The sequence below is a fragment of the Pedobacter aquatilis genome, from assembly GCF_030409415.1.
GTDB classification, from domain to species: domain Bacteria; phylum Bacteroidota; class Bacteroidia; order Sphingobacteriales; family Sphingobacteriaceae; genus Pedobacter; species Pedobacter aquatilis.
Map to the genome: position 1 here is coordinate 36,962 of NZ_JAUFPW010000035.1, position 13,089 is coordinate 50,050.

General features: G+C 34.6%; 13 protein-coding genes. 4 read left to right on the forward strand and 9 right to left on the reverse strand.

The genetic code is table 11. From position 1 onward, the window contains the following. Positions 1-408: 408 nt before the first annotated feature. From hisIE to hisG, 9 genes are all read right to left on the reverse strand, one after another. Positions 409-996, reverse strand: a complete 588-nt coding sequence (gene hisIE / locus QWY86_RS17200; RefSeq protein ID WP_290243862.1) for a bifunctional phosphoribosyl-AMP cyclohydrolase/phosphoribosyl-ATP diphosphatase HisIE — start codon at positions 994-996, stop codon at positions 409-411. A gap of 88 nt (positions 997-1,084) precedes the next feature. Beyond that, complete coding sequence (hisF, locus tag QWY86_RS17205) at positions 1,085-1,840, reverse strand: imidazole glycerol phosphate synthase subunit HisF (RefSeq protein ID WP_290243864.1); 756 nt, start codon at positions 1,838-1,840, stop codon at positions 1,085-1,087. A 79-nt stretch (positions 1,841-1,919) separates the two neighbouring features. After that, positions 1,920-2,132, reverse strand: a complete 213-nt coding sequence (locus tag QWY86_RS17210) for a hypothetical protein (RefSeq protein WP_290243865.1) — start codon at positions 2,130-2,132, stop codon at positions 1,920-1,922. Between the two features lie 3 nt (positions 2,133-2,135). Next, positions 2,136-2,885, reverse strand: coding sequence for a 1-(5-phosphoribosyl)-5-[(5-phosphoribosylamino)methylideneamino]imidazole-4-carboxamide isomerase (gene hisA / locus QWY86_RS17215; RefSeq protein WP_290243867.1), 750 nt, complete (start codon positions 2,883-2,885; stop codon positions 2,136-2,138). A 33-nt stretch (positions 2,886-2,918) separates the two neighbouring features. After that, on the reverse strand, positions 2,919-3,515 hold the full coding sequence (hisH, locus tag QWY86_RS17220) for an imidazole glycerol phosphate synthase subunit HisH (protein ID WP_290243868.1): 597 nt from the start codon (positions 3,513-3,515) through the stop codon (positions 2,919-2,921). A gap of 341 nt (positions 3,516-3,856) precedes the next feature. After that, positions 3,857-4,990 (reverse strand): bifunctional histidinol-phosphatase/imidazoleglycerol-phosphate dehydratase HisB, encoded by a 1,134-nt coding sequence (hisB, locus tag QWY86_RS17225; RefSeq protein WP_290243870.1) that lies wholly within the window; start codon positions 4,988-4,990, stop codon positions 3,857-3,859. Positions 4,991-4,992: 2 nt separating this feature from the next. Beyond that, positions 4,993-6,033: a histidinol-phosphate transaminase gene (hisC, locus tag QWY86_RS17230; protein ID WP_290243872.1), complete on the reverse strand. Its 1,041-nt coding sequence runs from the start codon at positions 6,031-6,033 to the stop codon at positions 4,993-4,995. A gap of 94 nt (positions 6,034-6,127) precedes the next feature. Then, on the reverse strand, positions 6,128-7,417 hold the full coding sequence (hisD, locus tag QWY86_RS17235) for a histidinol dehydrogenase (protein ID WP_290243874.1): 1,290 nt from the start codon (positions 7,415-7,417) through the stop codon (positions 6,128-6,130). 60 nt (positions 7,418-7,477) lie between these two features. Continuing rightward, positions 7,478-8,329, reverse strand: coding sequence for an ATP phosphoribosyltransferase (hisG, locus tag QWY86_RS17240; protein ID WP_290243876.1), 852 nt, complete (start codon positions 8,327-8,329; stop codon positions 7,478-7,480). A 272-nt stretch (positions 8,330-8,601) separates the two neighbouring features. Here hisG and QWY86_RS17245 point away from each other — a divergent pair, with 272 nt between their 5' ends. From QWY86_RS17245 to QWY86_RS17260, 4 genes are all read left to right on the forward strand, one after another. Continuing rightward, entirely contained in the window at positions 8,602-10,167 is a 1,566-nt protein-coding gene (locus tag QWY86_RS17245; protein WP_290243878.1) for a L,D-transpeptidase family protein, read from the forward strand. A 101-nt stretch (positions 10,168-10,268) separates the two neighbouring features. Beyond that, positions 10,269-11,816 carry a L,D-transpeptidase family protein gene (locus tag QWY86_RS17250; protein WP_290243881.1) on the forward strand — a complete coding sequence of 516 codons (1,548 nt, stop codon included), beginning with the start codon at positions 10,269-10,271 and terminating at the stop codon, positions 11,814-11,816. An 18-nt stretch (positions 11,817-11,834) separates the two neighbouring features. Further along, positions 11,835-12,239, forward strand: a complete 405-nt coding sequence (locus tag QWY86_RS17255) for a hypothetical protein (RefSeq protein WP_290243882.1) — start codon at positions 11,835-11,837, stop codon at positions 12,237-12,239. Between the two features lie 64 nt (positions 12,240-12,303). Beyond that, on the forward strand, positions 12,304-13,071 hold the full coding sequence (locus QWY86_RS17260; RefSeq protein WP_290243884.1) for a TlpA family protein disulfide reductase: 768 nt from the start codon (positions 12,304-12,306) through the stop codon (positions 13,069-13,071). The last annotated feature ends 18 nt before the right edge of the window (positions 13,072-13,089 follow it).

The window sequence follows — 13,089 nt, forward strand, 5'->3', positions numbered from 1 at the left end:
GACTGAATATATCGGTTAGCTCTAAATGCTGTAATAAATTGAATAACAATAAGGGCGTCAAAAAACAGCCGAATTATACTAAAATAGATGATTTCGTTAGATAAGCTGGTTTCAAAAAATACCTGAAAAGTAATCAGCATTGAAGCTACTGAAAAGAAAACACTTAGAAAACCTAAAAATAAATGCCACTTTTCGAATTTCAGATTATTTTTTATAAAATGAAAAAGCGTTACCCAATTGAAGAAGACGGTTGGAACAATCAAAGCCAACTCAAGATAATCTTGATTGCTCTTTAAAATTGCGATAAATATTATACCTAAAAAGAGATTTAAGTAACTGATGTATTTGAGCATTTTGGTTATATTGAATGTAATTAAGACTTTTTGCTTTCAGCTTTAGTCTTTTACCTTATTTATGTCTCTTTTCTAAATTCTTTGCAATATCTTGGATTGATAAACCTTTTTCTTTTAATAAAAACATCAGGTGAAATAATAAATCAGATGCTTCGCCGATAAATTCTTCTTCAGTTTCTGCAAGTGCAGCAATAACCGTTTCTACACCTTCCTCGCCAACCTTTTGAGCAATTTTATTTAAGCCTTTTGACCTCATTTTGTTGATATATGAACCCTCAACAGGATTTTCATATCTATCGGCGATGATGTTTTCTAATTCAAAAATAAAGTTTTGATTATATTCTGTTTTAAAGCAGCTGCGGCTACCTGTGTGGCAAGTTGGGCCTACAGGGTTTGCTTTAATCAAAATTGTATCATTATCGCAATCAATATGCATCGATTTTACAAAAAGGAAATTTCCGCTTTCTTCGCCTTTGGTCCATAAGCGATTTTTAGTGCGAGAAAAGAATGTTACTTTACCTTCTGCTTGTGTTTTTTCGAATGCTTGGGCGTTCATGTAGCCAAGCATTAAAACCTCTAAAGTTTGTTCGTCTTGGATTACTACTGGAACCAAACCATCACCTTTATCAAAATCTATTTTCATTGTTTCTATCAAGTTTCGTCATTGCGAGGCACGAAGCAATCTAATCGGCTAGAGATTGCTTCGTGCCTCGCAATGACGAGTGTGTTAATTATATCCTTACTGGAATATTATTTTTTCTTAACGCTTGTTTTAAATCAGGTATCAAAATTTCTCCATAATGAAATACCGATGCAGCTAAAGCGGCATCGACATTAGCTTTTTGGAAAACCTCTGTAAAGTGTTCCATATTACCCGCACCACCTGAGGCAATAATAGGAATGTTAATCATTTGATTTACTTTGCTTAATAAACCGCAATCGAAACCAGCTTTAGTACCATCGTGGTCCATTGAAGTTAGCAAGATTTCGCCTGCACCTAAATCTTCAGCTTGTTTAATCCACTTTTCGGTTTCTAATTCTGTGATTAATCGGCCACCGTTTAAATGAACCATATTTTTGCCATCAACATATTTTGTATCAACAGCTAAAACCACAAATTGAACGCCAAAAGCTTTAGATAATTCCTCAATCAGCTTCGGATTACGAACAGCGGCCGAGTTGATGCTGATTTTATCTGCACCAGCATTTAATAAAGCTTCTGCATCTGCTAGTTCTGTTATGCCACCACCAATCGTAAATGGAATATTCAGTTGACGAGCAACTGATTTTACCATTTCAATCATTGTTTTTCTACGTTCGTGAGTGGCGGTAATATCTAAAAAAACCAGCTCATCTGCACCTTGTTGGGCATATTGAGCCGCTAACTCTACAGGGTCACCCGCATCGCGTAAATCAACAAAGTTTACACCTTTTACGGTGCGTCCGTCTTTTACATCTAAGCAGGGGACAATTCTTTTACTCAGCATTTGTTTGGGTTTTCGTCATTGCGAGGTGCGAAGCAATGTTTAATAAATAGATTGCTTCGTGCCTCGCAATGACGAGTAATTAAATTTTATCTTTTTTTCTAAATGCAATTGCTATTAAAACTAATGCAATTATAAAAACCGGTATGCAAAGAAGAAAGCTCCAGAATCCAGTAACTCCCATAAACTCTGTATAATTACCTGCATAGGTAAACATATGCATTCCCCAAAGAAACATTACAAAACTAACAGATATTAATATTAACCCAATAATTAACAGTTTCTTTGATTCCATTAGTTATATCGAACTCAACATCTTCAAATTCCAATCTTTCACTTCTTCAACAGTGATTCTGTTTTCGTAAATTGCTTTTCCAACAACAACGCTTCTAATCGGGTATTTTGCCAATTCATGGATGTCTTCCATTGAGCTTACACCTCCAGATGCAATTAATTTAATCATTGGAGAATGTTCAAGAAGTTTTTTATACAAATCAATAGCTGCACCACCTAACTTTCCATCTTTGCTAATATCAGTACACAAAAAACGGAAGAAGCCTAAGGCCAAACATTTATCAACGTAGTCCATTAATTTAATTGGCGAACTTTCCATCCAACCCGAATATTTAATTACTTCGTCTAAAACGTCAATGGCAATAACAATTCGGTTTGCATAGTTGTCTTTTTTAGCAAAGGCCTCGCTTAATTGCTGTAAAAAATCAGGATTGGTAATGGCTTGCGTGCCTACAATAACACGATGGATACCAGCATCAAGCAAATTAGTAACCTGCTCAATGGTACGGATTCCGCCACCATATTGCACTTTCATCTCCGTTTTTTTGATGATTTCGAAAAGCGATTTTTGGTTGCTGAAATCGCCTTTGGCCCCGTTTAAATCAATAATATGAATGAAATCTGTACCGTTTGAACGATATTTTTCAATCATCTCGGCGATAGAAACATCATATTCAGTTTTCTGATTGTAATCGCCTTCACGCAGACGAACAACTTTTCCATCCAAAATATCAATAGCAGGAATTATGTACATTTTTTAGTTAAAATTTAAAGGTTTATATGGTTCTTAGTTACTCGTCAGGTTCGAAAAATTCTTTAATATCTGTTCGCCAGCTTTACCTGATTTCTCAGGGTGAAACTGAACACCGTAAAAATTATCTTTTTGCACTGCCGCCGAAAACTTCAATCCGTAATCAGCCGAGGCGATGTCAAAAGTAGGGTTATATTCAATAAAGTACGAATGCACGAAGTAAAATTGTGTATTATCTTCAACACCATCAAACAACGAATTGTTTTTCGGGCTAACCGCATTCCAACCCATGTGTGGTATTTTGATATTCAACGACTTATCGAATTTTTTAGTCTTAACAGGCACGATATTTAAAAGCTTTGCATCACCCTCTTCAGAATGCTCAGTAATCAACTGCATACCCACGCAAATGCCTAAAACAGGTTTGTTCAGCTTTTTTATCGCTTCAACTAAGCCCGTTCCCTGTAGTTTTTCCATAGCCGAACCAGCATGCCCAACCCCAGGAATGATGATGTGCGTATATTTCTCCAAGTCGTTTTCGGTGTTAACCATGCCATATTGCAGGTTTAAACGCTCCAATGCTGCGGTTAAAGAGAAAATATTTCCAGCGCCATAATTTACTATTCCAATCATTTTAGTATCAAGTATTTAGTATCAAGTATCAAGACGTAATGTCGAGCAAATCTGAAATTATTTCTTTTTAAAAATTAGAAAACGAATGTCAGTGTTTCAAAGGTTCTGTAGCCCCGCTATTCGTTTCTCCCGATGAAAAATCGGGATTCACTGCTATCGGGTTTATTTAACAAAGGTTTTCTGCAATAAAGCCCTCAACCACGTCATTTTGAAGCTGGGTTTGCGCTGAAGCAATCTAAATTCGTTGCTGAGATTGCTTCGTCGTGCCTCCTCGCAATGACGATAAATTGAAAAGTTTGGCGAGTAATCTTTATTCTTTGCTCCTTAATCCTTCCTCCATTCTATAAAACTCCCTTTGTGCTCGGTAAAACCATTTTCTCTGCATCACGTTTTATCGCCATTTTAATCGCTTTTGCAAAAGCTTTAAATATAGCTTCTATTTTATGATGTTCGTTATCGCCTTCGGCTTTAACGTTTAAATTGCATTTTGCGGCATCGCTAAACGATTTAAAGAAATGATAAAACATCTCGGTAGGCATATCGCCAACTTTTTCACGTTTAAATTTAGCATCCCATACAATCCAATTTCTACCGCCGAAATCAATTGCAACTTGCGCTAAGCAATCATCCATCGGTAAGCAAAAACCATAACGCTCTATGCCGAGCTTGTTGCCCAAACCTTTTGCAAAGGCTTCTCCAAGGGCAATTCCTGTATCTTCAATCGTATGGTGTTCATCAATATGTAAGTCGCCTTTGGCAATTACTTCCAAATCTACGCTTCCATGTCTAGCAATTTGGTCAAGCATATGGTCGAAAAAGTTTAAACCTGTTTCAATTTTAGCTTTTCCAGTACCATCTAAATCCAAATTAATGGTGATATCAGTTTCATTGGTTTTGCGCAAATGGTTTATTTTTCTACTTCCAGCTTTAAGCAAATTATATATATCCTCCCATTTCTGGGTTTCTAAAATAATAATATCTAACAAGGTTTCATGTTTGTCCAGTGCCTCGGTAGAACCCAATGCATCATTCTGACGAAGAAAAATTGCCTTTGCACCTAAATTTTTCGCCAAAACCACATCGTTTAGTCTATCGCCAATAACATATGAGTTTTTTAAATCGTAATCGCCAGTTAAATATTTGGTCAACAAACCTGTTCCTGGTTTGCGGGTAGGGGCATTGTCTTTTGCAAATGTTCTGTCGATAATAATCTCGCTGAATTTTACACCCTCGCCTGCAAAAGTATCTAGCATAAAATTATGAATCGGCCAGAAATTCTCTTCAGGATTTGATGGTGTTCCTAAACCGTCCTGATTTGTAACCATAACCAATTCATAATCCATTTCGCTTGCAATTTTCGATAGATAATAAAGTGAACGTGGATAGAATTTCAGCTTCGCAAAACTGTCTACTTGCTCATCATCTGGTTCAATATTTAAAGTTCCATCGCGGTCGATAAATAATACTTTCTTCATTTTTAAAATTTTTTCAGAATGGTTAATAGTTTATCATTTTCTTCTTTGGTGCCAACTGTAATTCTTAAACAACCTTCGCATAAAATAACTTTCGAACGGTCGCGAACAATGATTCCATCTTCCACTAAGTTGTTGTAAATCTTGGTAGCATCGGTAACTTCAACTAAAATAAAATTCGCATCCGATGGGTAAACTTTGGTAACGATATTTAAGTTGTTTAATTCGGTAGAAAGCCGTTGTCTTTCGGTAACAGATTCTCTAATCCAGTTGTTAACCTGAGCGATGTTTTTTAGTGCTTCAAAAGCTAAATCTTGCGTGGCCTGATTGATGTTGTAAGGTGGCTTAATTTTGTTCAAAACATCAATCACTTTTGTTGATGAAAATGCCATGCCCAAACGCAAAGCAGCAAGCCCCCAAGCCTTAGAAAAAGTTTGCAAAACAACCAGATTTCCGTACTCGGTTAACTCCTGAATAAAGGTTTTTTGTTTTGCATAATTTATGTACGCTTCATCTATCACAACAATACCTTTAAAGTTGGCTAAAATGGTTTCAATATCTGTTCGGTTTATCGAATTTCCTGTCGGATTATTTGGCGAACAAATGAAAATTATTTTAGTGTTTTTATCAATCGTTTCTGCAATTTTTTCTAAGTCTAATTGGAAGTTGGGAAGCAGGTTTACTTTACGTGTTTCTACATCATTTATATTCGCAGAAACTTCATACATTCCGTAGGTTGGCGGAAGTATAATTACGTTATCTTTTCCAGGATTACAGAACGCCCGAAACAATAAATCGATTGCCTCGTCGCTACCATTTCCTAAAAAGGTATTTTCAATAGGTACACCCTTAATTTTGCTAATTGCATCCTTTAAATCCAACTGTAATGGGTCTGGATAGCGGTTATAGTTTGCAGGTAGGGGAGAACCATAGCTATTTTCGTTTGCATCTAAAAATACAGACGCTTGCCCTTTAAACTCATCTCTGGCGGTAGAATATGGTTTTAGGTTTTTTATATTTTCTCTTACTAATTCGTTAATGTCCATTTTTACTTGGTTTTGTTAGATTAAAGTACAATGAATAAGGATAAATGACTATATGCTAAACCAATATCCAAATGTGCCTGTCTTTATTCTTTGTTCATTTATCTTTGTTCTTTAACCTAATCGTTACTGCATTCTTATGCGCATCTAGCCCTTCGGCAGCTGCAAGGATTTCAACGGTGTTACCAATATTATTTAATCCTTTGGTAGTTAGATGTTGAAAAGTTATCTTCTTGATAAAAGCGTCAATTGATACTCCAGAATATGCTTTAGCAAAGCCACTTGTGGGTAAGGTATGATTGGTTCCTGAGGCATAATCGCCAACGCTTTCTGGTGTTAAATTTCCTAAAAAAACCGAGCCTGCATTGGTAATCAATGGTATAAGAACTTCGAAATTTTCAGTTGCTAAAATTAAATGTTCTGGTGCATATTCATTCGAAAATTCCATTGCTACATTTAAATTATCAACTAAAATAGCGTAAGAATTAGCTATAGCTTTTGCAGCAATTTCTTTTCTTGATAACCTAGATAATTGAATTTCAATTTCTTTTAGCGTTTCTTCTAAAATTTTATTTGAAGTAGTCACTAAAATTGCCTGACTATCAATGCCATGTTCTGCTTGTGCAAGCAAGTCTGCGGCAACAAATGACGGATTGGCAGTCTCATCAGCAATCACTAAAACCTCCGATGGACCAGCAGGCATATCAATAGCCACCTTATTTTGAACCATTGTTTTGGCTGAGGTCACATAGCGATTTCCTGGGCCAAATATTTTATAAACCTGAGGTACGGTTTCAGTTCCAAAAGCCATTGCTGCTACAGCTTGTGCACCACCAATCAGGTAGATTTTTTCGATACCTAAAAGCACAGCACAGTAAGCAAGATAACAATTGGTTTTACCATCGCTTTGTGGTGGCGAACAAACCACAATTTCTTTACATCCTGCAATAATTGCTGGCGTAGCCAACATTAAAAAGGTGCTCGGCAAAACAGCTGTACCGCCCGGTATATAAAGGCCAACCTTTTCAATTGCCCTCGATTCCCGCCAGCAAACCACTCCAGGCATCGTTTCAACTTTATCTTCCTTTTTTATTTGAGATTCGTGAAAAGTTTTAATGTTTCCGTAAGCAGTTTCAATCGCTTTTTTTGCGTCTGCAGGAATAGTCGATGCAATGTGTTTCAATTCCTCTGCATCTAAAAAAAGTTTTTCCAACTCAACTTTATCAAAGGTTTTTGCAAAATTAATCAGTGCTTTATCACCATCATTCTTTACTGTTTTTATGATGTCTGCAACACGTTCTTCTACCAATTTATCGTCTTCAATTTGTCGAGAACACAGTTCTTTAATTTTTGATTTAGATAAATCTGTATAATTATAGACTTTCAATGCTTTATGATTTTAAATTAACTAATAGTTAATGCTATTTTTGGCTTTTGCATGTTATTTTTAAGTGATAATCTTTTCAATTGGCATCACTAAAATACCTTCAGCACCTGCTGCTTTTAAACTGTTAATTTTATCCCAAAAATCTTCTTCGGCAATTACAGAATGAACGGCAACCCAGTTCGGTTCAAACAATGGAACAACCGTTGGACTTTTAACACCAGGCAATAAATCGACAACTTTTTGAAGGTTATCTTTTGATACATTTAGCACAACATACTTGTTAGATTTTGCACTCAGAACCGAACGTATTCTTTGCAGCAATTCTGCGACTTCTGGGTTGTCAATTATCGATTTATTTCCAATTAAAACAGCTTCAGAATTCATTACATCTGCGAATGGTTTTAGTCCATTACTTTTTAAAGTGCCACCTGTAGAAACGATGTCAAAAATAGCATCACTTAAGCCTAAACCAGGTCCAATTTCTACCGAGCCTGAGATGGTTCTGATGTCTGATTTTATTCCTTTTTCTGTTAAGAATTTTTCTAGAATTACAGGGTAAGAAGTGGCGATTGCTTTGCCATTCAAGTCTTCTAATTTTTGGATTTCGCTACCCGTTTGAACGGCGATTTTTAAGGTGCATTTTCCAAAGCCAAGACGCTGTAAATATTCAACATCAGCCTTAGTTTCTGTGATAACATTTTCACCAACAATACCTAAATCGGCAATGCCGTCCTGAACATATTCAGGGATATCATCATCACGAAGAAAAAGAATTTCTAATGGAAAATTTGCAACGGTAGCAATTAATGAGCTCTTGTAGTTTTCGAAAGAAAGACCACAATTTTTTAATATTTCTACGGATTTTTCGTTTAACCTACCCGATTTCTGGATAGCAATTTTAAGTGTTTTCAAAGTATTGAATATAGAGTGTGCAAGAAATTATTCTACGGAAAAAAGTTTTGAAGTACAAAACAAACATATCATATCGCCTATCGGCGATGATGTAAATGTAAGTGATGGTTCAAAGTTAATTTCATATCTTTATTTCTGCCAGTATCAATGCTTTAGCTGATTAGCGATGGCAAATATAGTGTTTGAAACCGTAAATCAAAAAATAATGGCACTTAATTTGCCATAATGGTGATTTAATTTCTGATTACCTTATTTTTGCATTAAATTTTGTTGTGTTGAAGAATTTCCGCTTTCTGATTATTCCTATTATATTAAGTATTTCGGCCTGTGGGTGGTTTAAACAACCTCCGGAGATTGGCAAAATATTATCTGAGCATTTTAAAAATAAAATCTACAAAGATTTCGATACTGTAGCTTACGACAGTGTTTTTGTTAAAACAATGGATGAATTATCTCCATCATTCATAAACCCTAAAACCATTAAGGCATTTTATTCATCAAACACCAATGAGCCTAAAATGGTCACTAAATTCTACATTGATGGGGAATTGGATACCCTTGTAAGTTACCTGCAAAGCAGCAAAAATCATGGGTTTAATCCCGAAATATTTAAGACTCTTGAGATTAAAAAATTGTTAGATGAACTTACCGCTAATAAATTTAAAACTGTAAATGAAAGCTATCCGGTTATTGCAAAACTGGAGTTGTTAAGTGCTAACGCATATTTAAATTATAATAATTTTTTAAGATATGGAGTTGTAAATCCACGCAATATTTTTTCGAGATATTACATTAAGGTAAAACGTCCGGATAGTTTAAATATGACCAAACTTTTAAGTACAGAAAGTTTAGTTGATAGTTTAAGAAACGCTCAACCAAAATCGGCTCAATATAAAGCTTTGCAAAGTGCATATTTGAATGCAAAAGGAGAAGATGAAAAGCGAATATTGCTCTTAAACATGGAGCGTTTTCGTTGGCAAATGCCAGAAACAGGTACGAATTATGTGCAAGTAAACATTCCTGATTTTAAGCTTACTTGGTTTGATAACCAGGATACTATAATTACAATGAAGGTTTGTGTTGGGGGGAAACGTGAGAACGGATATGACGAAAAGTTAAAAGCTTTTGCAAAATCTGGCAATTTGGATGACAAGCCAAAAAACCATGAAACACCATTACTGTTTAGTAAGATTAATTCTATTCAGGCAAATCCAATTTGGAATATTCCTGTAAGCATAGCGCAAAGCGAAATCTATTGGATGGCCAGAAAAGATCCTTATTATTTATCAAACAGCAATATTAATGTCTATTATAAGGACAAATTAATTGGTGAGCCCGATACCATTAATTGGAACAATTACTCAAGGGAGAAATTGCCTTTTAAATTTAAACAAGGTTCTGGTGGCGGAAATGCACTGGGTAAATTCAAGTTTATTTTTGATAACAGCTCCAGCATTTATCTGCATGATACAAATAATAAAAATGGCTTTAATTTAAGTAATAGGGCAATTAGTCACGGCTGTATACGTATAGAAAAACCTTTAGAATTTGCCGAAAAATTAGTTGGCGATGAATATACTTACGACAAGTTAAGGGCAGAAGTTGATTTGCCTCCTGTTGATAGTACCCGTAACAAATGGTATAAAAAACGTTTAGCCGCAAAGGCAGATACTACAAAAGCCTTTAAGCTTAAGCCAGCTTGGTTTGGGCCTAAAAAAGCGGTTCCACTTTTAATAACCTATTTTACTGCATGGGCGCAAAATGGTAAAATTGAATACCGACCAGATGTTTATAATATGGACGATAAACTTTGGCTCGCTATGAAAAAAACTCGATAATACGCTTATAATGGTTGGTAAATAATTCCCTGTTATTTTCTGACCTGTTTAAATATACATCCCGAATAAAATGATTATCTCCTTTTTAATGGATTTATATTTTGAAAACTTTTACAACCATTTTTTTTCCTGCCGCATTAATTTATTTTTTTATTTTTCATGGTTCTAAACATTCTACAGGCGAGTTGCTTGCCGAAAGTTTAGGGCAAGAAATTTATAAGGATTTTGATTCAGTTAAATACGATTCTGTTTTTATAAACGAATTCAAAAGCTTGAGCATGCAAAATGAAAATCTTTCATCCTTAAAAGCGCATTTTAAAAATAATGTAACGCCAAATTTTACCATTCGTTTTTTTGGGGTTAAAGGTTTAGATTCTTTAATAACATACCTTGATAAGGGCTTTATGCATGGTTTCAATTCCGAAACTTTTCGCACTAAGGAGCTTAAAAATTTAATCGTCACCTTAAAAGCAAATAATTTTACTAATGTTGATGAAAGCTATTCAAAGCTTGCTAAGCTAGAAATCCTTTCGTCTTATGCTTTTATTAAGTATGCTGGTTATTTAAAATTTGGGGTTGTTAACCCAAAAAAAATCTATTTGCGATATAATATTGATGTAAAGCAGGCTGATAGCTTATTTATTCGAAATATGTTATCTGCGGTTAACATTGTAGATACTTTGAACGCAATTCAAAATAAATCAAATCAATATGTTGCATTGCAGAAAGCTTACTTAAACTCCAAAAATGATTCCTTAAAAAAAATATTGGCCATAAATATGGAGCGTTTGAGATGGGTTTTGCCGCTTAAAGGTGAAAAATATATCCAGGTTAACATTCCAGATTTTCGACTCGTTTATTTTAATGGTGAGGACACACTAACAACAATGAAGGTTTGCGTTGGTGAAAGGAGGGATGCTGATTATGATAAAAAACTAAAAATTTACGAAAAAACAGGTGATTTGGATGATAAACCTAATAATAGGGAAACTCCTCAATTGTATAGTAACATAAAATATATCTATTCAAACCCCGAATGGAATATTCCTGAAAGTATTGCACAAACTGAAATATATACGATGGCGAGACGAAATTCTAATTATTTGCGTCGGCATAATATTTTAGTTTACCATAAAAATAAGTTAATTGAGAATCCATCAAACATACGCTGGTATAAATACGATAGAAAAAAACTCCCGTTTCTATTTGTTCAGCAATCTGGCTCTGGTAATTCTTTAGGGAAACTGAAATTTATTTTTCCAAATACAAGCAGTGTTTACTTACACGATACTAATGTTAAAAGTGCCTTCAAGTTAAATAATCGAGCAATTAGTCATGGTTGTATTAGGTTAGAAAAACCATTGCAGCTTGCATGGCATATTATGGCTAACGAAACGAGCTTTGAAAAAGTTAGAACTGAACTAGGATTAAAACCCTTGATTATGCCTGTTGAAAAGAAGAATGCTAACGTAAAAAAAGATATAGCAGAAAAGCTACAATTAAAACCTATGCGTTTTCTTCTTGATAATGAAACACCTTTGCTTATAACTTACCATACTGCATGGGCTAAAAATGGTAAAATAGAATATCGAAAAGATGTTTATGAAATGGATGAAAAACTTTGGAATGCAATGAAGATAATTAGATAGAAGCCGTAGATTTGCCAAATGCAAGAAACGCCAACTTTTAACCATCAAGCTGATATTGTTAATAGCGCCATTAGATTTATCAATTCTTGGTTTAAGCAATCAAAGTCTGTTACAGAAGAATTAAACAATTTTTTTATCCTCCCGGGAAATAAAATCATTAGCAAAAATGTAATAATTGGTAGGTTAAAAGGAATTTTTGGGCAATTTGACGAATATGTTGGTGGGAGATACGATATAATCGATGTTAATTTCGAATTAATGGGCGATGGTAAGGGAATGGGTTTTGTAGAGGGTGTTGCAGGCTATCGTGCAGTATTGGGCAAGCAATCTCAAATTGTTAGCGGACCATTCAAATTGTATTTTGCCCTTCAAAATGACGCGTGGAAGGTTGTAAATATAGAATTTCCTGGTTTTGCATATTGAGTAACTATTTTCTTAGTTTTATCTGAGATTTTTGTTATCTTTCTCTTAAATTATCTTCCTGATTATGAGAAAATCTTATCTTACCCTCTTAATTCTATTTGCAGTTTTAATCGTTTCTTGCGCTAATAACTCAAAAAAAGCAATTTATCCGCCATCTGAGATTTTATTAAATCAAGATTCTTTTTGGACTTATTATTACAATCATGTAAATCTTGCTGATAATTTTCTTGGCTTTGATGAGCATGATAAACCCTTAACCAGAAAGGATTTTTTTAATAAACTAGCATCTGGATATCAGATTCCAATCTCCTTGGAAACAAATGATTCATTAAAACATTACAAGTTATACAAAATTACCACCGCTGTTGATGCAGAATTACGTGATCTGATTGAAAAAACATTTGAGACTGATGTTAAATATTTTAATATGGAAGGTAGCGTAGTGCCAAAATTTAACTTTACAGATATTAATAGTAAAAAGTACAATTCCGAAACAACCAAAGATCAGTTTGTTATACTTAAATTTTGGTTTATTGGTTGCGGTGCTTGTATTGAAGAAATGCCTGCACTTAATAAATTAGTATCTAAATACTCAAAAAAACCAAACATAAAGTTTTTGAGCTTGGCAACTGATAGTGAAGAAAAGCTGAAAGTATTTTTAAGTAAAACAGATTTCAAGTATGCAACGGCATCAGTAAGTGACAATTATGTGGTTGATGAGCTGGGAATTACTACATTTCCTACACACATGATTGTTAAAAATGGTAAAATTTTACGAGTAATAAGCACAGAGAAACAGCTTGAGGATGTTCTATCGAGATATCAAAAATGATAGTGATGATTTTTGACG